Annotated in this window: 23 protein-coding genes; 13 read left to right on the top strand and 10 right to left on the bottom strand. The window is 60.9% G+C overall.

Going from position 1 to position 26,060, the window contains the following annotated elements; genetic code table 11:
- Positions 1-29: 29 nt before the first annotated feature.
- Positions 30-1,406, bottom strand: coding sequence for an L-serine ammonia-lyase (locus QRN33_RS06490; RefSeq protein ID WP_285407616.1), 1,377 nt, complete (start codon positions 1,404-1,406; stop codon positions 30-32).
- A gap of 135 nt (positions 1,407-1,541) precedes the next feature.
- On the opposite strand from QRN33_RS06490, the gene QRN33_RS06495 reads away from it, so the two are divergent.
- Positions 1,542-2,489 (top strand): LysR substrate-binding domain-containing protein, encoded by a 948-nt coding sequence (locus QRN33_RS06495; protein ID WP_285407617.1) that lies wholly within the window; start codon positions 1,542-1,544, stop codon positions 2,487-2,489.
- Positions 2,490-2,689: 200 nt separating this feature from the next.
- Complete coding sequence (locus tag QRN33_RS06500; RefSeq protein WP_016771629.1) at positions 2,690-3,097, top strand: HPF/RaiA family ribosome-associated protein; 408 nt, start codon at positions 2,690-2,692, stop codon at positions 3,095-3,097.
- A gap of 270 nt (positions 3,098-3,367) precedes the next feature.
- On the opposite strand, the gene QRN33_RS06505 is transcribed toward QRN33_RS06500, so the two are convergent.
- The 4 genes from QRN33_RS06505 to QRN33_RS06520 all read right to left on the bottom strand — a co-directional run bounded on the left by QRN33_RS06505 (position 3,368) and on the right by QRN33_RS06520 (position 7,906).
- On the bottom strand, positions 3,368-3,736 hold the full coding sequence (locus QRN33_RS06505) for an endonuclease domain-containing protein (protein ID WP_285407619.1): 369 nt from the start codon (positions 3,734-3,736) through the stop codon (positions 3,368-3,370).
- A gap of 273 nt (positions 3,737-4,009) precedes the next feature.
- On the bottom strand, positions 4,010-6,343 hold the full coding sequence (fecA, locus tag QRN33_RS06510) for a TonB-dependent Fe(3+) dicitrate receptor FecA (RefSeq protein WP_285407622.1): 2,334 nt from the start codon (positions 6,341-6,343) through the stop codon (positions 4,010-4,012).
- Between the two features lie 145 nt (positions 6,344-6,488).
- Entirely contained in the window at positions 6,489-7,421 is a 933-nt protein-coding gene (locus QRN33_RS06515; protein WP_285407624.1) for a DUF4880 domain-containing protein, read from the bottom strand.
- Positions 7,418-7,906, bottom strand: coding sequence for a sigma-70 family RNA polymerase sigma factor (locus tag QRN33_RS06520; protein ID WP_285407626.1), 489 nt, complete (start codon positions 7,904-7,906; stop codon positions 7,418-7,420). The genes QRN33_RS06515 and QRN33_RS06520 overlap by 4 nt, the downstream gene beginning before the upstream one ends.
- A 188-nt stretch (positions 7,907-8,094) precedes the next feature.
- Here QRN33_RS06520 and QRN33_RS06525 point away from each other — a divergent pair, with 188 nt between their 5' ends.
- The 6 genes from QRN33_RS06525 to QRN33_RS06550 all read left to right on the top strand — a co-directional run bounded on the left by QRN33_RS06525 (position 8,095) and on the right by QRN33_RS06550 (position 14,496).
- On the top strand, positions 8,095-8,400 hold the full coding sequence (locus QRN33_RS06525) for a DUF3649 domain-containing protein (RefSeq protein ID WP_285407628.1): 306 nt from the start codon (positions 8,095-8,097) through the stop codon (positions 8,398-8,400).
- Positions 8,397-9,980, top strand: coding sequence for a PepSY-associated TM helix domain-containing protein (locus tag QRN33_RS06530; protein WP_285407630.1), 1,584 nt, complete (start codon positions 8,397-8,399; stop codon positions 9,978-9,980). The genes QRN33_RS06525 and QRN33_RS06530 overlap by 4 nt, the downstream gene beginning before the upstream one ends.
- Positions 9,980-10,306: a DUF3325 domain-containing protein gene (locus tag QRN33_RS06535; protein WP_285407632.1), complete on the top strand. Its 327-nt coding sequence runs from the start codon at positions 9,980-9,982 to the stop codon at positions 10,304-10,306. Before QRN33_RS06530 ends, QRN33_RS06535 begins: the two co-directional genes overlap by 1 nt.
- 1 nt (position 10,307) lies before the next feature.
- The gene (locus QRN33_RS06540) at positions 10,308-10,874 is read left to right on the top strand and encodes an RNA polymerase sigma factor (RefSeq protein WP_042607680.1); all 567 of its coding nucleotides are present in this window, start codon (positions 10,308-10,310) and stop codon (positions 10,872-10,874) included.
- Entirely contained in the window at positions 10,871-11,860 is a 990-nt protein-coding gene (locus QRN33_RS06545; protein ID WP_285407634.1) for a FecR family protein, read from the top strand. The genes QRN33_RS06540 and QRN33_RS06545 overlap by 4 nt, the downstream gene beginning before the upstream one ends.
- 206 nt (positions 11,861-12,066) lie before the next feature.
- On the top strand, positions 12,067-14,496 hold the full coding sequence (locus QRN33_RS06550; protein WP_285407636.1) for a TonB-dependent siderophore receptor: 2,430 nt from the start codon (positions 12,067-12,069) through the stop codon (positions 14,494-14,496).
- A 198-nt stretch (positions 14,497-14,694) separates the two neighbouring features.
- On the opposite strand, the gene QRN33_RS06555 is transcribed toward QRN33_RS06550, so the two are convergent.
- Positions 14,695-15,570: a helix-turn-helix domain-containing protein gene (locus QRN33_RS06555; RefSeq protein ID WP_042607683.1), complete on the bottom strand. Its 876-nt coding sequence runs from the start codon at positions 15,568-15,570 to the stop codon at positions 14,695-14,697.
- A gap of 141 nt (positions 15,571-15,711) precedes the next feature.
- On the opposite strand from QRN33_RS06555, the gene QRN33_RS06560 reads away from it, so the two are divergent.
- The gene (locus QRN33_RS06560) at positions 15,712-16,614 is read left to right on the top strand and encodes a DMT family transporter (protein ID WP_065615828.1); all 903 of its coding nucleotides are present in this window, start codon (positions 15,712-15,714) and stop codon (positions 16,612-16,614) included.
- A gap of 18 nt (positions 16,615-16,632) precedes the next feature.
- Here the strand turns inward: QRN33_RS06560 and QRN33_RS06565 are convergent, their stop codons facing one another.
- The 4 genes from QRN33_RS06565 to QRN33_RS06580 all read right to left on the bottom strand — a co-directional run bounded on the left by QRN33_RS06565 (position 16,633) and on the right by QRN33_RS06580 (position 20,764).
- Positions 16,633-17,142 (bottom strand): DUF2165 family protein, encoded by a 510-nt coding sequence (locus tag QRN33_RS06565; protein WP_042607685.1) that lies wholly within the window; start codon positions 17,140-17,142, stop codon positions 16,633-16,635.
- A gap of 149 nt (positions 17,143-17,291) precedes the next feature.
- The gene (locus QRN33_RS06570) at positions 17,292-18,266 is read right to left on the bottom strand and encodes a 2-hydroxyacid dehydrogenase (protein ID WP_285407642.1); all 975 of its coding nucleotides are present in this window, start codon (positions 18,264-18,266) and stop codon (positions 17,292-17,294) included.
- A 741-nt stretch (positions 18,267-19,007) separates the two neighbouring features.
- Positions 19,008-19,382, bottom strand: a complete 375-nt coding sequence (locus tag QRN33_RS06575; RefSeq protein WP_042607687.1) for a DUF6124 family protein — start codon at positions 19,380-19,382, stop codon at positions 19,008-19,010.
- A 413-nt stretch (positions 19,383-19,795) separates the two neighbouring features.
- Positions 19,796-20,764 (bottom strand): LysR family transcriptional regulator, encoded by a 969-nt coding sequence (locus tag QRN33_RS06580; RefSeq protein ID WP_042607688.1) that lies wholly within the window; start codon positions 20,762-20,764, stop codon positions 19,796-19,798.
- Positions 20,765-21,042: 278 nt separating this feature from the next.
- Between QRN33_RS06580 and QRN33_RS06585 the strand changes: the two genes are divergently transcribed.
- The 4 genes from QRN33_RS06585 to QRN33_RS06600 all read left to right on the top strand — a co-directional run bounded on the left by QRN33_RS06585 (position 21,043) and on the right by QRN33_RS06600 (position 25,989).
- Positions 21,043-22,542 (top strand): efflux transporter outer membrane subunit, encoded by a 1,500-nt coding sequence (locus tag QRN33_RS06585; RefSeq protein ID WP_285407644.1) that lies wholly within the window; start codon positions 21,043-21,045, stop codon positions 22,540-22,542.
- Positions 22,543-22,718: 176 nt separating this feature from the next.
- Positions 22,719-24,911 (top strand): FUSC family protein, encoded by a 2,193-nt coding sequence (locus tag QRN33_RS06590; RefSeq protein WP_285407646.1) that lies wholly within the window; start codon positions 22,719-22,721, stop codon positions 24,909-24,911.
- A complete protein-coding gene (locus QRN33_RS06595; RefSeq protein ID WP_041479478.1) occupies positions 24,901-25,101 on the top strand; it encodes a DUF1656 domain-containing protein in 201 nt (66 codons plus the stop codon). Before QRN33_RS06590 ends, QRN33_RS06595 begins: the two co-directional genes overlap by 11 nt.
- 21 nt (positions 25,102-25,122) lie before the next feature.
- Positions 25,123-25,989, top strand: coding sequence for an efflux RND transporter periplasmic adaptor subunit (locus QRN33_RS06600; protein WP_285407648.1), 867 nt, complete (start codon positions 25,123-25,125; stop codon positions 25,987-25,989).
- Positions 25,990-26,060 lie beyond the last annotated feature (71 nt).

The following is a 26,060-nucleotide window of genomic DNA, read 5'->3' on the forward strand; positions in this document are numbered from 1 at the left end:
AACGACCGCTGACGGTGCAGTCAGGTCAATCAGCACTCCACCCAGTTCACGGCCAGGCCGCCCCGCGAGGTTTCCTTGTACTTGTCGTGCATGTCGGCGCCGGTGTCGCGCATGGTGCGGATCACCCTGTCGAGCGAGATGAAGTGATTGCCATCGCCGCGCAGGGCCATTTGCGTGGCATTGATCGCCTTCACCGCCGCGATGGCATTGCGCTCGATGCACGGCACTTGCACCAGGCCGCCGACCGGATCGCAGGTCAGACCCAGGTTATGTTCGAGGCCGATTTCGGCAGCGTTTTCCAATTGCTCTGGCGTTGCCCCGAGTACGTCGGCCAGGCCGGCGGCGGCCATCGCACAAGCCGAGCCGACTTCGCCCTGACACCCGACCTCGGCGCCAGAGATCGACGCATTTTTCTTGCACAAAATGCCGACGGCGGCTGCGCCGAGAAAGAACGCGACGACGTCATCGTCAGACGCATCCGGATTGAATTTCATGTAGTAGTGCAGAACGGCCGGAATGATCCCGGCGGCGCCGTTGGTCGGCGCGGTGACCATGCGCCCGCCCGCGGCGTTTTCTTCGTTGACGGCGAGGGCGAACAGGTTGACCCATTCCATTGCCGACAAAGTCGAACTGATCACATTCGGTTTGCCGATTTCCAAAAGGCTGCGGTGCAGTTTCGCTGCGCGGCGCGGTACTTTCAGACCGCCGGGCAGGATGCCTTCGTGGCGCAGGCCTTGTTCGACGCATTCGCGCATCACCGACCAGATGTGCAGCAGGCCCTGGCGGATCTCGGCATCGCTGCGCCAGGCGCGTTCGTTGGCCATCATCAATTCCGACACGCGCAGATTGTGTTGCTTGCACAGGGCGAGCAATTCGGCGGCGCTGGAAAAGTCGTACGGCAACACCACGTCACTGGTCGGCGCCACGCCTGACTCGGCTTCAGCGGCTTCGACGATGAAACCGCCGCCCACCGAGTAATAGGTTTGCGTGAACAACTCGGCGCTTTCGCCAAAGGCGGTCAGCGACATGGCGTTGGGGTGGTAGGGCAGGCTCTCGTCGAGCAGCAGCAGATCACTCTGCCAATCGAAAGCAATCGAACGCTGACCCGCGAGGGACAGTTGCCCGGTTTCGCGCAGTTGCTGGATGCGTGGATCGATGGTCGAGGGATCGATGCTGTCCGGCCACTCGCCCATCAGGCCCATGACGGTCGCGCGGTCGGTGGCATGGCCAACGCCGGTGGCCGACAGCGAGCCATATAAACGGATTTCCACCCGTCGCACGTCATTGAGCAGATGCTGGTCGATCAGGGCCTGGGCAAACGTCGCCGCCGCGCGCATCGGACCGACGGTATGGGAACTGGACGGACCGATGCCGACTTTGAATAGATCGAAAACACTGATAGCCATGCTAAACCCTCACAAGCAATGGAGTAGGAATCGCTGCCATTTTTTGTCGGACAAGCGCAATGTCGGCGATACTGCCTGCCTCGGTTCGAGGTGACCAACGAAACCTCCTAAGACAGCCTTTAGCAGGACTAAACAATGAGTCGTCAATTGCATGCCCAGACCTATGTCTGGCTGCAGGTATTTGCCTGTGCGGCCCGGCACCTGTCGTTCACCCGCTGCGCCGAAGAGCTGCACATCACCCCGGGGGCGGTCAGCCAGCAGATTCGCCAATTGGAAGAGCGCCTGGGCTTTCGCCTGTTTCATCGGCGAGCGCGCGGCGTTGAGTTGAGCGCGCAGGGGCAGCGGCTGGCGATTACTGTCAACGAAGCCTATGGCAGCATCGATGCGGAGTTGCGCCGACTGGATGCCGGGATGATCAGCGGGACGTTACGGCTGCGTTCGATTCCGTCGTTTCTCGGCAAGTGGCTGACGCCGCGTCTGCCGCGTTTGCAGCAACGCTTTCCGGACATCCAGTTGCGCCTGGTGGCGGAGGACAGCAGCGTGCCGTTGCACCAAGGCGATTTCGATCTGGCCATCGATCTCAACGATGGCAGTTACCCCGGATTGTTATCCACAGCCTTGCTCGACGAGCAGATATTTCCGGTATGCGCGCCGAGCCTGCTGCGTGGGCGACCGCCGTTGCACGGGCCGGCGGATCTGGGGCATTTCCCGCTGCTGCACGACATCACCGCCTGGCGTGGCAGTTACGAATACGCGGAATGGGAGTTCTATTTGAATGCGATCGGCTTCGAAGGCGCCGATGTGCGCCGCGGGCATACGTTCAATCGCAATCACCTGACCATCGAAGCGGCGATTGCCGGCATGGGCGTGGCAATTGCCCGGCGCACACTGCTCAACGACGAGCTGGAACGCGGCACTCTGATCGTGCCGTTCGGCTTGTCGGTGCCCAACCATAAACGCTACGTGCTGCTGTATGCGCCGGGGGCGTTGAGCCATCCGGGCGTACGTGCCGTGCACGATTGGCTGGTGGAGGAGGCGGGGATTTTTCGCAGTCTGCACCCGCTGAATGAGCAGCAGATGTGAGTAGATTTTTCAGCGGAGCGGGTCGACCCAACTCCCGACCTTAGCAGCGCTTTGCTCGGTTGTCCGGCTTTTTTTGCGAATGAATATTTTTCTTTTTTCAGGGGTTGAAATGTTCGGCGCTCGGGCCGATTGTTGTAACCAGGAGGTCAGGAAATTCAACTCAAGGCCTCCAGCGAGCTAGCTGAAATAAGGGATGAACTATGCAAATCCAAGTCAACAGCGATAACCATATTCAAAGCAGTAAGCGACTGGAGGAGTGGGTACGTACAACTATTGAGAGCACGCTCGACCGTTATGAAGAAGACCTGACCCGTGTCGAAGTCCACCTCAGCGACGAGAACGGCGAGAAACCAGGTCCCCATGACTTGCGCTGCCAACTGGAAGCGCGGCCAAAAGGCCACCAACCGATTTCCGTGACCCACAAAGCCGATTCGCTGGAACAGGCGATCGACGGTGCTGCCGAAAAACTCGAGCACAAACTGGATCATCTGTTCGGCAAACTGCGCGGTAAACCACGCGCCGCGGTAGTGCCATTTACCGGCAAGGCCAACGACAAGCTGCTGGCGGAGGAATTCGACGAGAACGAACAGGCAGCGATCAACAGTTGATGCGCTGATTTCATAAGCCACCCGATGAGAGCGGGCCTGCGGAAGCAGGCCCGTTTTTTGTTTGTAGCAGAAAAGCCCCTCACCCCAGCCCTCTCCCAGAGGGAGAGGGGGCGATCAGTTCCCCCTCTCTCGGGGAGAGGGCCGACCGAGGTGTCTGAAGAGGTACATCGACCTGAAAGACCGCGTTGATTATGGATTCGGTAAAGCAGAATCAGGTCGGCGTACCTCGCAAGCATCCCACGGTCAGTCCCCTCTCCCTCTGGGAGAGGGTTAGGGTGAGGGCATTTTTCGATTCGCCGCAATTCTTATGATCTGCTCTAGCACATCGTCCATCTGCTGGATCACCTCGAGGTTACTGAAACGCGCGACTTCAATGCCCTTTTGGTTCAGATAGCGTGTCCGGCGCTGGTCATGAATCAATCCCGCTGTTTCATAGTGCTGACCACCGTCCAGTTCAATCGCCAATTTCAGCTCCGCACAGTAAAAGTCCAGCACGTAAGGCGGACACGGAAACTGCCGGCGAAATTTCAGATTGGCGATTTGGCGGGAGCGGAGTTTTTGCCAGAGCAGCTGTTCGCAATCGGTTTGGTTGACGCGTGACTGGCGGGCGAATTGGGCGAGGGTGGGGCGGGTTTGCATGCTTCACGATCCTTGTGAAGTTGGTTTGATATTTCACTGTAGCCCATTCCCCTCACCCCAGCCCTCTCCCGGAGGGAGAGGGGGCCGACCGAGGTGTTTTGCGGGGTACATCGACCTGAAAGACCGAGTCGATTATAGATTCGGCAAAGTGGTTTCAGGTCGAGTCGATTATGGATTCGGCAAAGCAGAATCAGGTCGGCGTACGTCGCAAGCATCCCACGATCAGTCCCCTCTCCCTCTGGGAGAGGGTTAGGGTGAGGGGCTTTTCAACCCTCAGAACGCCACAGAAGTCTGCACATAAACCGTCCGCGGCTCCCCGACGTACTTGCCCTTGTTGTTGTCATCGAACGAGCGCGTGAAGTACTGCGTGTTGAACATGTTCTTTACCCCCACGGCCACATTCAAATCCGACAGTTGCGGTCCGAAGTCATACCCGGCGCGGCTGCTGAACAGCATGTACCCCGGTATCTTGCCGGTGCTGCCATCGGCACTTTCCTTCGAGGTGTTGGCGTTGTCGGCGAACTGATCGCTCTGGAAACTGCTATCCAGATTCAACTTCCAAGGGCCTTCGGTGTAACCGACACCAATCGTGCCTTTGTGTTTCGACGAGAACGGCACGCGATTGCCCTTGTTCGGCCCGTCTTCGCGGATAGTCGCGTCAACATAAGCGTAGCTGGCGTAGACATCGAAACCGGCCAGCGCCGGATTCAAGTCATCGAGGGCGTAATTGACGCTGGTCTCGATGCCTTGATGACGGGTTTCACCGCGGGCGATCACCGAATCGTTGGTCTGGTTGCTTTCGTACTGGTTATCGAAGTTGATCAGGAATGCGCCGATTTCCGCGCGCAGGGCACCATTGTCATAACGCGTGCCGAGTTCCCATGTGCGAGCCTTTTCCGGTTTTACCTCGCCGCTGCTCACGCGGTTGGGCATCTGGCTGTACTGCACGCTGCCGAACGAGCCTTCGGTGTTGGCGTACAGATTCCAGCTGTCGGTCAGGTGATAGAGCACGTTCAGCGCCGGCAGCGCGGTGTTGTAGTCGCCCTTGTATTTGACGTTGGTCAGGTTGTTGGTCTGCTGCGACTCGATCATCTCGTAGCGCACGCCCGGGGTGATGGTCCATTTGCCGATGTCGATGCGGTCGTCGACGAAGAACGCATTGGCCTCGGTGCCGCCACGGGTATCGCGGTCGTTGCGGCTGCTGGTGGTCGGGTATTCGTTGGCGCTGATCGGCGTGCGGTAGCGCAGTTCGTGGCCCGCCTCGTTGATGTAGCGGTAGCCGACGCCCACTTCATGGCTGCTCGGACCGAGGTCGAAGCCTTGGGCGAAACGGGTTTCCAGACCACGCACCCAATACTCTCGTGGCGACAGCGAAAGGAACGTGCCCTGATCGAGATAACCGCTGCGCAGAGTCTTGGTGAAGAAGGTGTTGGCGGTGAACTCGCGGCGATCTTCCTGATAGCGATAGCCGAAGTTGAACATCGTCCGGCGCCCCCAGAACTGGTCTTTCGGACGCGTCGACTGATAGGGATCGGCATCGTAATCGGCGACGTTCAGACCGCCGGGCATGTCGGCCTTGCCTTCGTAATACTGGGCCATGGCGTTGAAACTGTTGGCTTCGTCGAGCTGGTATTTGCCCTTGAGAATCAGGTCGTCGATCTCGCTATCGCTGTGCTCACGCCAGTCACCGCCACGGGTGCCGGAGTACAGCAAGGCGCCGCCCAGGCCGTTGGCGTTGGTGCCGCCGGCCAGCAGATTGGCGCTGGTCTTGAAACCGTCGTGGCTCGACGACGGGCTGGTTTCAGTCTGGAAACCACCCTTGACCGTGGGCTCGTCGGGGATTGCCCGGGTCACGAAGTTGACCACGCCGCCGACGTTCTGCGGGCCGTAACGCACCGCGCCACCGCCGCGCACCACGTCCACGGCATCCATGTTGCCCATGCTGATTGGCGCGAACGACAACTGCGGCTGACCGTACGGCGCGAAAGGCACCGGAATGCCGTCCATCAATACTGTCGAGCGCGCGGCCAGGCGTGGATTCAAACCACGAATGCCGAAGTTCAGTGCCATGTCGTGGCTGCCCGTGCCGTTGTTCTCCGGCGCATTCACACCGGGGATGCGATTGAGTACATCGCGGGCCTGGGTCGCGCCCTGGCGTTCGAATTCGTCGCGACGAATCACATCACGCGCGCCTGGGTGTTCGAACACGTTGACCTGCGCCGCATCGCCGAGCCAGTCGCCGACCACGGTCGAAGTGCCCAACTCAAGCGCGGAGTCTCCCAGCGGTTGCAGGCTGAAGGCATCTTCGCCCTCGGCGCGGGCTTGCAGACCGGTGCCTTCGAGCAATGCATCGAGACCTTGCTGCGTCGTGTAATTGCCTTCCAGACCACGGCTTTGCACACCGCTGGTGACTTGCGAGCCGAAGGAGATCAGCACGCCGGCTTCACGGCCAAACTGGTTGAGCGCGGTTTCCAGCGACGCCGGGGCAATGTGATAGACCTTGGTCTCGGCGCCCAGCGCGGCGGGCAGGGCGGTGAAACTCAGGCTGGCGCCAAGCAGCAGATTGCGCAGGCTGCGGGCCAGTGGCGTAAGGCGGGTGGGCTGCATGTGGATGATCCTGAGAAGGTGGAATCAAGGGGGCTTTCCTTCTCTGTCACGCCAGATCTGAAAAACGGCTCATTTTTTTTGAAAATAAAAAGATCGCAGCCTTTTGTAGGAGCCGCCGAAGGCTGCGATCTCTTGATCATGCTTTTCAAACCCGCGCTTCAACGCTCACCCAATATCGGGTAAAGCGCCTCACTTTCACTGGCAAACTGATTTCCAGCAGGTCGAGAATCCGCTCACTGTCATCCAGCGGGTACGTCCCGGAAATCAGCAGATCGGCGACCTGGCTGGCGCAACTCAACTGACCGCGCCGGTAGCGGCCAAGCTCTTCGAGAAAGTCGCCGAGGCGCATATGGGCGGCGACCAGCATGCCGTCGGTCCAGGCGCCGCTGTTGGCGTCCAGCGGCTTGGCCTCGCTGACGGCGCTGCCACTAAAACTCAGTTGACGCGCGACCGGCAGCAGCAGAGGCCCGCGCGGGTTGGCGGTGAGTTCGACTCGCCCTTCAAACAGCGCGATCTGCGTGCGATCGGCAAACTGCCGCACGTTCAGGCGCGCCCCTTGGGTTTTCAACACGCCGTGCGCCGTGTGTATGTCGAACGGGCTCGCAGCGCTCAGGAGCATTTCGCCTTCAAGCAGACGAATCTGGCGCTGCGCGTTATCGACATCGGCGGAGCTGGCGGTATTGAGCTGCAAGGAATCGGCGCCGCCCAGGGCAATCTTGCGCCGCTGCCCGACCGGTGTGCGGTAATCGGCGAGCAGCGACGGCAGCGGCGTGTGCTCGCGCAGGCCCCAGGTCGCCGCTGAGCCGGCACCGAAAATCAGCAGCATTTTCAGCGCCTGACGACGGCTGGCGGACTTCGGCCCGTTCAACGCCGCGTGGGCCAAGGGTGACGACACGCCGCGCAAGCGCTGGTTGACCCGTTGCATGTGCTCCCACGCCCGGCGGTGCTCGCTGTGCGCATCCAGCCATTGTTGCCAGGCCTGTTGCTGGCGCGGGGTGAGCGTGCCCTGCTGCATTTCCAGCAGCCAGTGCACCGCTTGTTCGGCGACCTGAGCGGAAAATTCCGGCACTCGATTCATAAAGCGAAATAGCAGCGCATCGCCGCTTTGTTCAGATGGCGTTTGACCGTGGCTATCGAGATACCCAGTTCAGCGGCGATCTGTGGATAAGTCAGGCCATCGACCTGCGCGAGCAGGAAGGCGCGTTTGATCGGCTGCGGCAAACCGTCGAGCAGCTCATCGAGTTCGAGCAACGTCTGCAGGATGATCGCTTTGTGTTCTTCCGACGGCGCGACCATCTCGGGCATTTGCGCCAGCGTCTCGAGGTAGGCGCGTTCCAGATCCTGCCGCCGGTAATGGTTGAACAGCACACGCTTGGCCAAGGTGGTGAGAAACGCGCGCGGTTCGATGATCACCGGCGGCTCGCGGGCGTTGAGCACTTTGACGAACGTGTCCTGAGCCAGATCCGCCGCGCTGTCCGGGCAGCCAAGCTTGCGTCGCAGCCAGCCGGTGAGCCAACTGTGATGGGCGTGATAGAGCGATTCGACAGGATGGGCGGGCGGCAACGAAATGACTCCGGACGCAATGCTTGCGTAGAGAACGTGCGTTAGAGAACAAGAACGGTTCGCATTGTAGGGGCTGGGGACCGTGTCCGGCAATCAGATGCTTTTGCGTATGAGAATATTTATCATTAATATTGCTCGCCTGTAGATTCGGCTTGTCGGCCGAACGTTTTTCGTTTCAGGGTCGAAACATGAAAGGCAAACTCGCCACGCTTCCCATGTCCTATCGTCTGGCCGTCACTTCGCGAGTGCTGGCGGCGGTTTTCGGCGGCTATCTGGTCGCGGCGCTGGCCAGTGTCACCCTGACGCTGTGGCTGCCGTTGAACCGCGCTGAAGCCGTGGTCACCGGCATGACCGTGTCCTTTCTCGTCTATCTGGTCGCAGTGCTCTGGTGCTTTGCCTGCCGCAGCGCATGGTCGGCATGGGTCGGCTTGCTGGTGCCGAGCGTGATTCTCGCCACCATTTCCGGCGCCGCACGCGGTCTGGGGCTGGCATGAAAGAGGGTTTCCGCCAGGCGATGGCCTGGCTGCACACCTGGGCCGGACTGGTGTTCGGCTGGTTGCTGTTCGCGATCTTTTTCACCGGAACGCTGGCTTACTTCAAAGACGAAATCAGTCACTGGATGCAGCCGGAAATGGCTGCGCATCCACTCGATGCCGAAGCGAGCCTGACCCTGGCGCAAAACTATCTGCAGCAACACGCCACCGGCGCCTCGCGCTGGCTGATCGATTTGCCCGATGCCCGCGATCCCGGCCTTACCGTGCGCTGGCAGCAGGCACCGGGCAAGCCAGGGGAGCGCGGTCGCTTCGAATCCAGGACCCTCGACGCCCAGAGCGGGGCCGAAGTACAGGGCCGCGAAAGCATGGGCGGCGAGTTCTTCTACCGCTTCCACTTCCAGTTGCAGATGCCTTATCCGTGGGGCCGCTGGCTGGCGACCATCGCTGCGATGGTGATGTTCGTCGCGTTGATCAGCGGCATCATCACCCACAAGAAGATCTTCAAGGACTTCTTCACCTTTCGCCCGCGCAAGGGCCAGCGTTCCTGGCTCGACGGGCATAACGCGGTGGGTGTGCTGGTGCTGCCGTTTCACTTGATGATCACCTACAGCAGCCTGGTGATTTTCATGTCGATGGTCATGCCGGCGAGCATCGTTGCCTCTTACGGCAGTGACGTGCGCAAGTTTTACGACGAAGTCTTTCCAGCCTCGAAGACGCCCGAACGTGCTGATATCGCCGCGCCGCTGACCGCCATGGCTCCGCTACTTGCCAAGGCCAGCGAGCAGTGGTCGGGCGGCCACACCGCGCGCCTGTCGGTGAGCAATCCGGGCGATGCCAGCGCCACGGTGGTGCTGTCCCGCGCAGGCGATCAAGTGGTGCATGATTTTGGCCGGGCGGTGACGTTCAACGGCGTCACTGGGCAGCTTCTGAGCAGTACCCCCGATCAACCCATGGCGATGGCGGTGGGTGGCGCATTCTACGGTCTGCACATGGGCCATTTCGCTGGGCCGCTGTTGCGCTGGCTGTATTTCATCTGCGGACTGGCCGGCACGGCGATGATCGGCACCGGGCTGGTGATCTGGATTGGCAAGCGTCAGCTCAAGCACGCAAAAAGCGCAGCGCTGCCGTTCGAATTGCGTTTGGTCGAAGTGCTGAATATTGCCAGCATGGCCGGGCTGGTGTCGGCGGTGGCGGTATTCTTTTTGGCCAATCGGTTGTTGCCGGTGAGTCTGACGGGACGGGCCGACTGGGAAGTGAATGCGTTCTTCATTGCCTGGGGCCTGAGCTTGGTGCATGCGGTGTTGCGTCCGGGCCGCAAGGCCTGGATCGAACAGCTGACGCTCGGCGCCGCGCTGTTTATCGCGGTGCCGCTGATCAATGCGCTGACTACGCCGTGGAATCTTGGCGCGACCCTGATACAGCACGACTGGGCACTGGCCGGGTTCGATCTGACCTGCCTTGCGACCGGGCTTTTTCTGGGCTGGGCTGCGCGCAAGATGCAGCGTGCTGGCAACCGCGTCAGCGTTCGCGAAGTAAAGTCATCGCCTCGGTCGATTACCCTTGAACAGAGTGCCAACTGATGCTGCTGGCCCTGTTACTCACCTACGCCGGCTTCACCGCATTGTGTCTGTCGATGCCTCGCCATCACGCGGAATTGCTCGGCGCCAAACCTTCGACTGGACGGCAGCGAGCGATGTCGTTGGCGGGATGGCTGTTGCTGACGCTGTCGCTGTGGGCGGCGGTCGCAGCCAATGGCTGGAGCTTTGGTCTGGTCGACTGGTTCGCGGTGCTGATGCTCAGCGCTTTGGCACTGGTGCTGTTGCTGCCGTATCGCCCGCGTCTGGCCTTGGCACTGGCCGGGTTGAGCCTGTTGGCCAGCCCGGTTGCGGCATGGGCGCAGTGCTGAAGTGCTGATCGGTCTGCCGCCGGAATCGCGTGATGATGAAGCGCGTGGCGCGCGTGCGCATTTTCTCCAGGTGTTTCTGTCCCAGCGTGCGCAAATGGAAGCGCTGGTGAGCCGGCGCGTCGGTTGTCGGGCAACGGCGGCGGATCTGGTCCAGGACCTGTTTTTGCGCTTCTGGCGGCGGCCGCTGGTCCAGGTCGAAGAACTCAGCACCTATCTGCTGCGCTGCGCCGGCAACATCGCCATCGATCATCTTCGCAGTGAAGGCACGCGCACGCGGGTCAACGAAGGCTGGCAGCCGGACGAACCCGACAGCTACGGCAGCGAACCCCAGGCCGCCCTCGAAGCCGGCAACGATCTGCGCCATGTCGAAGCCGCGTTGCGTGCCTTGCCCGAACGCACGCGGCAGATCTTTCTGCTCAATCGCATTCACGGGCGCAAGTACGCCGAAATCGCCGAGGCCATGGGGCTGTCCCAAAGTGCCGTGGAAAAACATATGATGCGCGCCCTCGAGGCCTGCAAGGCCAGCCTGCGCGACCCCGCGCCACGCCTGCCAGGGAAAGCACCGTGAAGCCATCAAACCCGATCACACCGACACTGGCCCAGGAGCAGGCGGCGCTGGCCTGGCTGAGCCTGTTGCATGACCGCCCGAGCACTGGCGATCAACTGACCTTCAGCCAATGGCTGCGCGCCGATCCCGCCCACGCCGAGGCGTATGCGCAGGCGCAGGTGATCTGGGAACTCAGCGAAGCCCCAGCGCGCACGCTGGCCGATGAAGAGGCGTTCGCGTTGCAAGGTTATCTTCAGGCGATGGATGCGCCACGGCGTTCGCCATTGTTGCGTTGGTCTGGAGCGCTGGCGGTGGCCGCGTGTCTGCTGCTGATGGTCAGCCTCGGCACCGGCTGGCAAGCGCAGCGCTGGCTCGACGATCTGCGCGCCGATCATGTCTCGGCGCCCGGTGAAATCCGCACGGTGACCTTGGTCGACCAGTCGCAAGTGACGCTGGATGCTGATAGTGCGATTGCCGTGGATTTCAGCCACGGTCAGCGCCGCGTGCAGTTGATCCGTGGCGCCGGTTTCTTCAGCGTCACCCACACCGGCGATCCGTTTGTGGTGGCGGCGGAGCAGGGCGAGGCGCGGGTACTCGGCACGCAGTTCGAAGTGCGCCGGCAACTCCATGGTGCGCAAGTGACGGTATTGTCCGGACGTGTCGCGGTGACGGCGGGTGAGCATGGCCAGCCGCAGATTCTCACCGCCGGCCAGCAAGTCGCCTACGCCGACGGCACGGCGGAAAAACTGCATGCCGTCGACAGTGAAGCGCAACTGGCCTGGCGTCAGGGTTGGCTGACTTACTACAAAACCACGTTGGCTGATGTGGTCGAGGATCTGCGCCGCTATTACCCGGGGCGAATTGTGCTGCTCAACGATGAGCTGGCAGCGCGCAAGGTCAGCGGCAGTTTTCCGAGCAAGGACCCGCAGGCGGTGCTCAATTCGCTGCAGGGAGTGTTGGGGTTTGAGCAGCATCGGGTGTTGGAGCACCTGATCATTTTGCGCTGAGGCGGCCGGCCTCTTCGCGAGCAGGCTCGCTCCCACAGGGGAACGCATTCCAAAATGTAGGAGTGAGCCTGCTCGCGATGGCGCCCGATCGAACACCACAAAAATAATTTTTAAATGTTGGTGAGGTAACTCCGGGCCCCATCCGTGTAGTGACTGAAACTGCGAGCCATTCGCATCCGTTGCGGTTCTACACAGGTCATTGAGCAATGAAGTCCAGGGCAAAATCCGGTTCGGTCAAACAGTGGTTAAGCGTGTCAGCGTTAAGTTTTTCCGCGCTGGCGGCGTTGCCGATGAGCATGGCGCTGGCCGCTGAAGCGCTGAGCAATCAGGCGCAACAGCAATTCAATTTCGCCCTCGCCGCCAAACCGCTGCCGCAAGCCCTGAGCGATTTCAGCCGCGTGACCGGGCAAAGCGTGGTCTACACCGACGAAGCGCCGTTCGGCCTCAATGCTCCGGCAGTCAACGGGCAGATGAGCGCCGAGCAGGCCCTGCAACGCCTGCTCGGCAACTCCGGCCTGAGCTTTCGCCGCACTGACAGTCACACCCTGGCACTGGAGCCGGCACCGACCGAAGGCGCGCTCAATCTCGACGCTACAACGATCACCTCGACGCGCGATCAATCGCTGAGTTATCAGCCGCCGGAAACCAGTTCGGTGATGCGCTCATCGGCGTCGCTGCAAGAAATTCCGCAGACCGTCAATATCATCCCGGCGCAGGTCATTCGTGATCAGGCGCCGCGCAATCTCGACGACGCGCTGGCCAATGTCAGTGGCATCACTCAGGGCAACACCTTGGGCAGTACGCAGGATTCGGTGATGACCCGCGGTTTCGGCGACAACCGCAATGGCTCGATCATGCGCGATGGCATGCCGCTGGTGCAGGGCCGCGGCATGAACGCCAGCGTGGACCGCGTCGAAGTGCTCAAGGGCCCGGCCTCGTTGCTCTACGGGATTCAGGATCCTGGCGGTGTGGTCAATCTGGTCAGCAAGAAGCCGGAACTGACCCAGTACAATGCCGTGACCGTTCGCGGTTCGAGCTACGGTGACGGCAAGAACGGCAGCGGCGGTGCCTTCGACAGCACCGGTGCGCTGGGCGATTCCGGCTTCGCCTATCGCATGATCGTCGATCATGAAGACGAAGATTACTGGCGCAACTTCGGCACTCACCGCGAGACCCTGATCGCGCCGTCGCTGGCCTGGTACGGCGAACGCACCAAGCTGCTGTTTGCCTACGAGCACCGCGAATTTCTCACTCCGTTCGACCGTGGCACCTTGATCGATCCGCGCACCAATCATCCGCTGGATATCTCGCGCAAGGAGCGTCTCGATGAGCCGTTCAACGACATGGAAGGGCGCTCGGATCTGTACCATTTCGAAGCCGACCACGAACTCAACGACGACTGGAAAGCCCACTTCGGCTACAGCTGGAACCGCGAAACCTATGACGCCAGCCAGGTCCGCGTTACCGCCATTAATACCCGCAACGGCACACTGACACGCAGCATGGACGGCACCCGAAATGCGATCAGCACCGACCGTTTCACCACCGCCAGCCTCGAAGGCAAAGTCAATGTACTGGGCATGCAACATGACCTGGTATTCGGCGTCGATGACGAGTACCGCAAGATCTACCGCGAAGACTTGATTCGGCAAAAAAGCCTGAGCACTTTCAGCTACCTCAATCCGGTGTATGGCCGAGAAGTGATGGGCACTACGGTGAGTGCGCCCGACAGCGCACAGACCGATGAGCTGCGCAGCGATTCGGTGTTCCTGCAGGATTCGATTCACCTCAACGAGCAGTGGATTCTGGTCGCGGGAGGACGCTTTCAGGAGTACGACCAGTACGCCGGCAAAGGCGTGCCGTTCAAGGCCAATACCGACAGCAACGGGCAGAAGTGGGTGCCGCGCGCCGGTCTGGTCTATCGCTACACCGACGCTTTGTCGTTCTACGGCAGCTACACCGAATCGTTCAAACCCAACTCGACCATCGCCCCGCTGAGCGGCAGCAGCACGGTACTCGACGGCAGTATCGCGCCGGAGGAAGCCAAGTCCTGGGAGCTGGGGGCGCGACTGGATATGCCGGGCAGCATCACCGGCAATATCGCGTTGTTCGACATCAAGAAGCGCAACGTGCTGGTGGCCAACTCCGAAGGTCCGACGACGATTTACAGTGCGGCAGGCGAAGTGCGTTCACGCGGGCTGGAAGTCGATGTCAGCGGGCAACTCAGCGAGCACTGGAACCTGATCGGCAGCTATGCCTACACCGATGCCGAAGTCACCGAGGACCCGGACTACAAGGGCAAGCGCCTGCAGAACGTCGCGAAGAATTCCGGGTCGCTGTCGGCGGTGTACGACTTCGGCAATGTGTTTGGCGGCGATCAATTGCGTGTCGGTGCCGGCGCACGTTATGTCGGCGAGCGGGCCGGCAACGCGGTGAATGATTTCGATCTGCCGAGCTACACCGTGGCTGATGCGTTTGCCACTTACGACACCAGAGTCGAAGGGCAGAAGGTCAAGTTTCAGTTGAACGTGAAGAACCTGTTTGATCGCACCTATTACACCTCGTCGGCGAGCCGCTTCTTTGTCTCGATGGGGGACTCGCGGCAGGTTTCGCTTTCCAGCACTCTGGAGTTTTAAGTCAAAGTCAAAAGCCCCTCACCCTAGCCCTCTCCCGGAGGGAGAGGGGACTGACCGTGGATATTCCAGAGGTACACCGACTTGAACGAGATGCTTTGAATCCATAATCGATTCGGTGTTTCAGGTCGACGTATAGCGCCAGACACCTCGGTCGGCCCCCACTCCCCCTGGGAGAGGGCTGGGGTGAGGGGAATGGGCTCACCGCAAAAACGCCTGCCGATACTCGCCCGGCGTCCCACCCAGAACCTGGCGAAACCGATTGGTGAAATGACTGGCACTGGCAAACCCGCACGCCAGCGCAATCTCGCCCAAGGGCAACGTCGTCCCGCGCAACAATTCCCGTGCCCGGCTCAAGCGCCGCGCCAGCACATATTGATGCGGTGGAAGTCCGAAGCTCACGCGAAACATCCGGGCGAAGTGGTATTCCGATAACGCGCAGAGTCCGGCCAATTGGCCGAGGCTGATTGCTTCGCTCAACTGATTGTCGATGAACTCCACCAACTGCCGGCGCTGATGCGGCGCCAGCCCGCCCTTCAAGCGCAAGCCCTGGCGCGCGCCGACCTGACTGAGCAAGGTGTGGCTGATCAATTCATGGGCGAGGCTACTGGTCAGCAGACGTTCGGCAGGCTCCTCCCAATTCAGCGTCAGCAGCTGCCGGAAGCGCTGTGCCTGCTGCGGATCTTCGAGAAAGGTCTGTTCGCGCAACTGCATCTCGCGGGGTTCGCGATCGAGCAACGTCACGCAACCGAGGGCGAATTGTTCGGCGCTGAAATACAGGTGCGCCAAGCGGATATCACCGTTGATCACCCAGCCTGACTCGTGATCGGCCGGCAGGATGCACAGCTTGTCCGGTCCGCCCTTGCGGCCCGGCTGGCCGCGCCGGAATGTACCGGTGCCGCCGGCGATGTAGCAGGACAGCGTGTGATGACTCGGCGCTTCGTATTCCTGGGCGTCGTGGTGGTTGGTCCACAAGGCCGCTGACAAACCGTCACCGAGCTCGGCGCTGTGCACCAGACGTGCATTTGGCGAGCGGTTGAGGGCTTGAAAGACTTGCAGGGTATCGATGGCGGCCATGTTCAGTTCTCTTCAACGCCTTCGCATCCTACTCCGTAGCCGTGGCGCTGCCAGCCTGCTGGCGGACAAAAGCGCAAGATTCTGCAAGCGTGCAAGGGCGATGGAGGCAGACACTCAAGGCCTGTTTGAGGAGCGTCTGCCATGAACCTGTCGTTGTACCTGCTGACCGTGCTGATCTGGGGAACCACTTGGATCGCCTTGAAATGGCAATTGGGCGTGGTCGAAATTCCGGTGTCGATCGTCTATCGCTTCGGCCTGGCTGCGCTGGTCCTGTTTGCGCTGTTGCTGCTCAGTCGTCGCCTGCAGCCGATGGACCGTCGCGGGCATCTGATCTGCGTGGCTCAGGGTTTGTGTCTGTTCTGCATCAATTTCATGTGTTTCCTGACCGCCAGTCAGTGGATTCCCAGCGGACTGGTGGCGGTGGTGTTTTCCACCGCGACGCTGTGGAACGCACTGAATGCGCGGGTGTTCTTCGGCCAGCGCATTGCGCGCAATGTATTGATGGGCGGCGCGCTCGGGCTGTTCGGTCTGGGGCTGTTGTTCTGGCCGGAGGTGGCCGGGCATCAGGCCACTCCGCAAACCCTGCTCGGCCTCGGGTTGGCGTTGTGCGGAACCTTGTGTTTTTCGGCCGGCAACATGCTCTCGAGTTTGCAACAGAAAGCTGGCCTCAGACCGCTAACCACCAACGCCTGGGGCATGGCCTATGGCGCGGCGATGTTGTCGGTGTGGTGTCTGCTCAAAGGCATCCCGTTCGAGATGGACTGGTCACCACGTTATGTCGGCGCGTTGCTCTATCTGGTGATTCCCGGCTCGGTGATCGGCTTCACCGCGTACCTGACGCTGGTCGGGCGCATGGGCCCGGAGCGTGCGGCTTACTGCACAGTGCTGTTTCCGGTGGTGGCGCTGAACGTGTCGGCGTTTGCCGAAGGCTACCAATGGACCGCGCCGGCGCTGGTCGGGCTGGTGTTGGTGATGCTGGGCAACGTGTTGGTGTTTCGTAAACCGAAAACGCTGTTGTCAGCAGGGCAGGGGAAGTTGGCCTGATAGAACGAGCGCTGCTGTTCAGCGCTCAACTTTCAATGTGATGTAAATCATCACCGGGAAGATGAAGTCGACAATATGTCTTGCCCAGTCTTTGGCGTTCCATGATTGCGAAGTGTCCATGTCGAACCATTCGACGCCGACCGTTTGCAGGCACACGTAGTAAATGAAGATGGCAACCAATATGCCCATGATCGAGAACTTCTTGGCTTCATGAAATTCCGCGGCCGATGCATCGACGTAGCGATATAACTGGTAAGTGCCGATCAGGCACAGCACCGTGTAAGTTACTTCCATGGTGATGATGAACCAGTAGATCCGGTGATGGATCATGGGTGAGTCAATCGCCCGGTACATGATGTTTTCACTGGCATTGGTGGTGTCCATGCTCAGGATGTGCGCGACGTAAGTGTAGTTGGATTCATAGTCGGTGAAGTTGTGGATCATCACCAGCAGGCCAAAGAAACTTATATAAGCCATCAAGACGACTTTGCTGTAACGAATGAGTTTGTCGGTGGTCAGGGTGTTCACGGGATTGGCTCTCCATGGCAATTAATCAATAAGTTGATAATTCCCGAGAGCTTATAGTGCAGTTAGTTGGTATGGCTTTATTGTTCGGTTGCAAGTTATGTAGGGAGAATGAATCAAGGGCCAGCGCAACACTACGCTGGCCCCTTTTTTCAGCCGTGCCAGACTTGGGGGTTGACCAGATCCTGCGGTCGTTCGCCGAGCAGCGCGCTGCGCAAGTTGGCCAATGCGCGATTGGCCATCGCTTCACGGGTCTCGGTGGTGGCCGAGCCGATGTGCGGCAGGGTGACGGCGTTTTTCAGCTGGAACAGCGGCGATTCGGCCAGCGGTTCTTTCTCGTAGACGTCCAGCCCGGCACCGCGGATGCGGTTGTTTTGCAGGGCTTCGATCAGCGCCGGTTCGTCAACCACCGGGCCGCGAGAGATGTTGACCAGGATTGCACTCGGCTTCATCAGCGCCAGCTCGCGATGGTTGATCAGGTGGCGGGTCTTGTCGCTGAGCGGTACTACCAGGCAGACGAAGTCGGCTTCGGCGAGCAGTTGATCGAGGCTGCGGAACTGCGCGCCGAGTTCCTGTTCCAGTCCGCTCTTGCGGCTGTTGCCGCTGTAGATGATCGGCATGTTGAAGCCGAAGCGGCCACGGCGGGCGACGGCGGCGCCGATATTGCCCATGCCGACAATGCCGAGGGTCTTGCCGTGCACATCACTGCCGAACAGCGGCGCGCCGACACTGGCTTGCCATTGGCCGGCCTTGGTCCAGGCGTCGAGTTCGGCAACGCGGCGGGCGCTGCTCATGATCAGCGCAAAGGCGAGGTCGGCGGTGCTTTCGGTGAGCACGTCGGGGGTGTTGGTGAGCATGATCCCGCGTTCGTTGAAGTAGTCGAGATCGTAGTTGTCGTAGCCGACGGAGACGCTTGAGACCACTTCGAGTTTTGTCGCGGATTCCAGTTGCGCACGGCCGAGTTTGCGACCGACGCCAATGAGGCCGTGGGCGTGGGGCAGCGCTTCGTTGAACTGGGCGTTGATGTCACCGGTCTTGGGGTTGGGGACGATGACGTCGAATTCGTCTTGCAGGCGTTCGATCATGGGCGGGGTGATGCGGCTGAAGGCCAGGACTGTTTTTTTCATTGGGCTTGGGCTCGTCGGGGCTTGATTGCAAGCACGCTAACATTTTCTCGCTCGGGTTGTCTTGGCGGCCTCTGGGCCGACCATGCCTTGGGTGGTTTGGGTGTATATCCGTTTCTGCGGGGGTTGCTGATTACGGTTCCGCCCTTACGGCGGGTCACCTTTTTCAAACGCCAAAAAGGTAACCCAAAAGGCTTGCTCCTGCGTTCGGCCCTCGCAGGCTCGGGTTCCTTCGCTCCGGGACTGATCCGGGCGCAGCGGCTCCGGTTTGCTTCGCTGCACCTCCTTCCGCTGTGTTTGGCTGCGCCAAACGGTCGCTGCGCTCCCACCCCCGGATCAATCCCTCCACTCAGCCTTCCGAAGTCGCCCGTGGATCAAGATCAAAAGCACTCGAGCTTGCGCTCATTGTTGAGTGGGGCGGCTTCGCCGCGGGCAGCTGCGCTGCTTTGCTTTTGCTTTTGTAGGAGTGAGCCTGCTCGCGATGGCGGCCCGCTAGTCAACAAATTACTATCGAGTTCACGCGATCCAGCGGTAGGAGCTGCCGAAGGCTGCGATCTTTTGATCTTGCTTTTGCTTTTCTGTGGGGGCTGGCTAGCCAGCGATGGCGGCCTGACAGCCGACCTGTTTCTCGCTGATGTACTCGATTCAAACTGTGGGAGCGAGCCTGCTCGCGAAAGCGGTTTATCTGACACCTCGAATGTTGAATGTGCCGAAGCCCTCGCGGTCGGGCGCGCTCCCAGAAGGTCAGCTGCGCGACGGGGGCTGGTGGATTTCGTAATTATCCAGCACCCGGTTCACCGCCAGTTCCGCCAGCATGATTACTTGTTGGATAGCCAATATCGTGTGCCGTTGTGGGCTGTCGACATGGGCGGCGATGTCGCTGCTCATGATGCTGGCCGAGGCGAGGGATTCGCAGGCGTGGGCCAGCAGGCTTTCGTTGTCCTGGTCCGGGGCGACCTGGAACATGGTGCTGGGTTTGTGGTTTTGCTGCGTGCTGGCGGACGGTTTGAGGTAGTGATCCAGCGCACGCTCGGCGGCGCCGTGGAGTTTTTTCGAGTCGGGGGATTGGTAGGGGGAGGTGCTTTCGGATTCGGGGGGATTGGGTGTGGGTTTGAACATGGCAAAGATCCTTTTGGATTAATGGAGCTGCCATTTTTCGTTTTCCAGGCGAAAGGGGTGGCAGCTGTACGCGGACTGGAAAAACCGGCAAAGGATCAAACCCGGCAGACCCGAAGGTCTCCCACGTACAGCCGCCATAACTGAATACCGGCGCTGAAAGAGCGCGGCATTATGTCATGCGCTGTGATCCTGCGGGTTTTCCAGACCCGGTCGCTGATTCGTCAGCAACCGCCAAATCCTAGCCAGCGCACTTCCGACGGACAACCTGCAAAACCTGTCGGAAACTTCCTTGTAAACGCGTCCATGTAGGAGTCGCCGTAGGCTGCGATCCGTTGATTTTTAAACAGCAAAATCAAAAGATCGCAGCCTCGTTGCACTCGTCAGTTCCTACATGAAGTCAGCGGTGTTTAAAGTCAGGTGGCGACGCGCGCGCCAGCCAGGCTCCCGCTCAATTCGTACGCGACCAATTCCGCCTGATGCGCCGCCAATATCTCCGGCAACGATCCACGCAAATATTCCACCCAGGTTTTGATCTTCGCATCCAGGTACTGCCGCGACGGGTAGATCGCGTAGAGGTTGAGTTCCTGGGAGCGGTAGTTCGGCATCACGCGCACGAGGGTGCCGTTGCGCAGGCCTTCGATGGCGGCGTAGACCGGCAGCACGCCGACGCCCATGCCGCTGGTGATCGCGGTTTTCATGGCGTCGGCGGAGTTCACCAGAAACGGTGAGCTGTTGATCGTGACCATTTCCTGACCGTCCGGGCCGTCGAAGGTCCATTTCTCCAGCGGAATCACCGGGCTGACCAGGCGCAGGCAGGCGTGGTTGAGCAGGTCGCTGGGTTTCTGCGCGGCGCCGTTGGCTTTCACGTAGGCCGGCGAGGCGCAGACGATGCTGTAGGTGATACCCAAGCGCTGAGAAACGAAGCCGGAATCGGGCAGTTCACTGGCGAGGACGATCGAGACGTCGTAGCCCTCGTCGAGCAGATCCGGCACGCGGTTGGCCAGAGTCAGATCGAAGGTCACGTCTGGGTGGGTCTTGCGGTAGCGGGCGATGGCGTCGATGACGAAGTGCTGGCCGATGCCGGTCATGGTGTGCACTTTCAACTGACCGGCCGGGCGCGCGTGGGCGTCGCTGGCTTCCGCTTCGGCTTCTTCAACGTAGGCGAGGATCTGCTCGCAGCGCAGCAGGTAGCGTTTGCCGGCCTCGGTCAGGGCGATGCGCCGGGTCGTACGGTTGAGCAGGCGGGTTTGCAGGTGGGCTTCCAGGTTGGAAACCGCGCGCGAGACGTTGGCGGTGGTGGTGTCCAGTTGCACGGCGGCGGCGGTGAAGCTGCCCGCTTCGGCAACACAACTGAAGGCGCGCATGTTTTGCAAAGTGTCCATGGGGTGCTCTCAAGGGAGATGGCAAATTGTGACACGAAGTTTCAGGGGCTGAGACCCCCGACCAAGGGATTATCTCGTTAACCGTAACAAAGATTCACAGAAATCCCAGCTTATCGCCGCAGAGGCACCTCCATAGAATTGCGCCGGTCCCTGGGTAGGAGCTGCCGAAGGCTGCGATCTTAGATTTTGTTTTAAGGGAAGCAAGATCAAAAGCTCGTAGCCTTCGGCAGCTCCTGCACAAGTCCCTCGATTGATCCTTTTCTCAGGAATTCGCAGCTGTGCCGCGTCGCATCAACAGAGCGCTTTTGCCGCTCAGTGTTCTGGCTTTAACCCTGGCTCTCGGCGGCTGCATCTCTACCCAAGGCATTGCCCCACACGGCGAGGCGCTGGAGGCCGATTCACTGGCCACTGACGCGGCCATTGCCGAAGCCGCCAAAGACGCCCACTGGCCCACCGCCCAATGGTGGCAGGCGTTTGGTGATGCGCAACTCAATCGCTGGATAGACCTCGCCGTGCAAGGCAGCCCGAGCATGGCCATGGCCGCCGCGCGTGTGCGTCAGGCGAAAGCGATGGCCGGTGTTGCCGAGGCGGCCGAGGCGTTGCAGATCAACGGCCAGTCGACCCTCAAGCGGCACAACTGGCCGACCGATCAGTTCTATGGCCCGGGCGACCTGGCGAACACCACGACGTGGGACAACAACGCCGCGCTGGGCTTCAGCTACGCCCTCGACCTCTGGGGCCGCGAGCGCAATGCCAGTGAACGGGCGGTGGATCTGGCGCATGTCAGCGTCGCCGAGGCGCGTTTGGCGCAGTTGGAGCTGCAGAGCAACATCGTCCGGGCCTACATCGAACTGTCGCTGCATTACGCCCAGCGCGACATCGTTGCCGCGACGCTCAAGCAGCAACAGCAGATTCTCGATCTGGCGCAGAAACGCCTCAGCGGCGGTATTGGCACGCACTTCGAAGTCAGCCAGGCCGAAGCGCCGCTGCCCGAAACCCATCGGCAACTCGATGCGCTGGACGAGGAAATCGCCCTGAGCCGCAACCAGATTGCTGCGCTGGCCGGCAAAGGTCCTGGCGCGGGTGCGCTGCTGCAACGGCCGACGCTGTCCTTGGCGGCGCCGTTGAAGTTGCCCTCGGCGTTGCCCGCCGAACTGCTCGGCCAGCGTCCGGACGTGGTCGCCAGTCGCTGGCAAGTGGCGGCGCAGGCACGCGGCATCGATGTTGCCCACGGCGGTTTTTACCCCAACGTCGACCTGGTCGGCAGCCTCGGTTACATGGCCACCGGCGGTGGGGCGCTGGAGTTTTTGACCGGCAAGAAACTCAACTACAACGTTGGCCCGGCCATCTCGTTGCCGATCTTCGACGGCGGCCGACTGCGGAGCGAATTGGGCGAAGCGGCGGCCGGTTATGACATCGCCGTGGCGCATTACAACCAGACCCTCATCAACGCGCTGAAGAACATTTCCGATCAGTTGATCCGCCGCGAGTCGATGGACAAGCAACAGGACTTCGCCGCCGAGTCCGTCGCCGCAGCGCAGAAGACTTACGACATCGCGATGATCGCCTATCAACGCGGCCTCACCGATTACCTCAATGTGCTGAATGCGCAGACGCTGCTGTTCAAGCAGCAGCAGGTGCAGCAGCAGGTGCAGGCCGCGCGGTTGAGTGCGCATGCCGAACTGGTGACGGCGCTGGGTGGTGGCCTCAGTGCGGGTGATGACGTGCCAACGGCCGAGCAGACCCAAGCCCCGAAAACCCCGGCGCTCCTGCGGTGAAGCCAGTTCGGGATTACGCCGATCCCTGTGGCGAGGGCGCTTGCTCCCGCTCGAGTGCGCAGCGCTCGCAAGATTTTTGCGGCCGCTGCGCAGCCCAGCGGGAGCAAGCGCCCTCGACACAGGTTTTGTGTACTGCATAAAAAATTCTTCAATCCTCATTTATTGAGCAGGATTCAATGACTCCCTTGCCCGCATCTCTACGCTGGCTCCACTCCCTGGAATGGCGTCGCGGTTTCTTCGACTGGGCACGCAGCGATGGCGTGACCTGGGTGTATATCTTCAAGGTGTTGCTCGCTGCGTTTCTCACGCTGTGGCTAGCGATGCGTCTGGAGTTGCCGCAACCGCGCACGGCGATGATCACTGTGTTCATCGTCATGCAGCCGCAGAGCGGCCAGGTGTTCGCCAAGAGTTTCTATCGCTTCCTCGGCACGCTGGCCGGGTCGGCGATGATGGTCACGCTGATCGCTTTATTCGCGCAGAACACCGAACTGTTTCTCGGCTCGCTGGCGATCTGGGTCGGCATCTGCTCGGCCGGTGCCGCCCGTTGCCGCAACTTTCGCGCGTATGGTTTTGTCCTTGCCGGTTACACCGCGGCGATGGTCGGATTGCCGGCGCTGGCGCATCCCGACGGCGCATTCATGGCCGCGGTGTGGCGGGTGCTGGAGATCTCGCTGGGGATTCTCTGCGCGACGCTGATCAGCGCCGCGATTCTGCCGCAGACCGCCAGCGCAGCGATGCGCAACGCCTTGTATCAGCGCTTCGGTGTGTTCGCGCTGTTCGTCACCGACGGCTTGCGCGGGCGCAGCAAAGCCGAGGCCTTCGAAGCCAGCAACGTGCGCTTCATTGCCGAGGCCGTCGGCCTGGAAGGACTGCGCAGTGTGACCGTGTTCGAAGACCCGCACATGCGCCGGCGCAACGGTCGGCTGAGTCGTTTGAACAGCGAGTTCATGGGCATCACCACGCGCTTCAACGCCTTGCATCAGTTGCTTGAACGCCTGCGCGGCAATGGCGAGGAACATGTCGTGGCGGCAATAAAACCGGGTCTGCAGGATCTCGCCGAAGTGCTCGACGGCTTCAGCGGCCGCGCCCTGACCAGCCCTGACGCGGCCCGTTTGGCTTCCGCGCTTTCGATCTACAAGGAAGGCTTGCCGACACGGGTGCGCACCCTGCGCGGGATCTTCCAGGGCACCAGTCCGAGCGAAGCTGAACAACTGGATTTTCACACCGCCTACGAATTGCTCTACCGCTTCGTCGATGACCTGCACAGTTATGCCCAGACCCACGCGTCCCTGGCCGAACACCGCCACGAACGTGAACGCTGGGACGAGCCGTTCACCCCGCAAACCAACTGGTGGGCGGCGGCCGCCTCAGGGATCCGTGCCTCGTTCATCCTGATCGTGCTGGGCAGTTACTGGGTCGCGACCGCGTGGCCGAGCGGGGCGACCATGACCCTGATCGCCGCCGCCACTGTCGGTTTGTCTGCGGCTACACCGAACCCGAAACGCATGGCTTTTCAGATGGCCTGCGGGACTTTTCTCGGCGCGTTGATCGGCTTCGTCGAGATGTTTTTCATCTTCCCGTGGATCGACGGTTTCCCCTTGCTCTGCGTGATGCTCGCACCGGTGATCGTGCTCGGTTCGTTCCTCGCCTCACGGCCGCAATACGCCGGTGTCGGGCTGGGCCTGCTGATTTTTTTCAGCACCGGTTCGGTGCCGGACAACCTCACGATTTACAACCCTTACACCTTCATCAACGACTACATCGCCATGGTCATGGGCATGCTCGTGTGTGCCGCCGCCGGGGCGATTATTCTGCCGCCGAACAGCCGTTGGTTATGGCAGCGCCTGGAGCAGGATCTGCGCGGGCAAGTGGTCTACGCGATCAGCGGCAAGCTCAAGGGCCTGGCCTCGAGTTTCGAGAGCCGCACCCGCGACTTGTTGCATCAGGCCTATGGCCTGGCGGCCGGGCAACCGAAGGTGCAGAAGAGTCTGCTGCGCTGGATGTTCGTGGTGCTCGAAGTCGGTCACGCGATCATCGAGTTGCGCAAGGAGCAGGCGATCCTGCCGGTGCATCCGGCGTACGCCGAATCGCAGCCGTGGCGCCAGGCAATCCGTGTGATGGGCCGCGCGCTGGTACGCCTGTTCCTGCAGCCGAACGCGAGCAATCTTGAGCGTGCACTGGTGGCGGTCGATCATGCCATCAGCCGCGTCGCCGCCACCGATGAACCGTTCGCGCCGCACTTCGATACCTCGGCGCTACGGCGGGTGAAAAGCTATCTGCACTTCATCCGCACCTCATTGCTCGACCCGCAATCACCCCTCGCCGAATTCGCTCCCGTCAGGCCCGAAGGACTTGCCCATGCCTCGTGAAATCGCTTTCCACGGCGTGTACATGCCGACCATGACCCTGATGTTTTTCGTCGCTGCGGGGCTGGCCTGGGCGCTGGACCGCTTTCTCTCGGGGTTCGATCTGTACCGTTTTTTCTGGCACCCGGCGCTGCTGCGTCTGAGCCTGTTTACCTGTCTGTTCGGCGCCATGGCGCTGACTGTCTACCGCTGACTCTCTCTGAAGAAGGCCCCGATGAAAAAGTTTTTCAGCCTGCTCGCGACCCTGCTGGTACTGGCCCTGGCGCTGTGGATCGGCCGCACGTTGTGGGAGCACTACATGAACACGCCGTGGACTCGCGATGGCCGCGTTCGCGCCGACATCATCAACGTCGCCGCCGACGTCACTGGCGAAGTGGTCGAGGTACCGGTGCGTGACAATCAGTTGGTGAAGAAGGGCGATCTGCTGATGCGCATCGACCCTGAGCACTACCGCATCGCGGTCAGGCAGGCGCAGTCGCTGGTTGCCTCGCGCAAGTCGACCTGGGAGATGCGCAAGGTCAACGCCCACCGCCGCGCCGACCTCGACAACCTGGTGATCTCCAAGGAAAACCGCGACGACGCCAGCAACATCGCCGACGCCGCGCTGGCTGACTACCAACATGCCCAGGCACAACTGGAAGCGGCCGAACTCAACCTCAAACGCACCGAAGTGCGCGCGGCGGTGGACGGCTACGTGACCAACCTCAACGTGCATCGTGGCGACTACGCACGCATCGGCGAGGCGAAAATGGCTGTGGTCGATATGAACTCGTTCTGGGTCTACGGCTTCTTCGAAGAGACCAAACTGCCGCATGTGAAAATCGGTGACGAAGCCGATATGCAATTGATGAGCGGCGAAGTGCTCAAGGGCCATGTCGAGAGCATTTCACGCGGCATCTACGACCGCGACAACCCGGAAAGTCGCGAGCTGATCGCCGATGTGAACCCGACGTTCAACTGGGTGCGCCTGGCGCAGCGCGTGCCGGTGCGGATACACATTGATGAAGTGCCGGAAGGGGTTTTGTTGGCGGCGGGGATTACTTGCACGGTGGTGGTCAACCAGACTGCTGCGAAGCTCTGACAGACCGCGTCGTCCCCTTCGCGAGCAGGCTCGCTTGTATGGTTAGACTTGAAGGGGTGGTGGGACGAACA

The sequence above is a fragment of the Pseudomonas sp. FR229a genome, assembly GCF_030209115.1.
Classification (GTDB): Bacteria; Pseudomonadota; Gammaproteobacteria; order Pseudomonadales; family Pseudomonadaceae; genus Aquipseudomonas; species Aquipseudomonas moraviensis_A.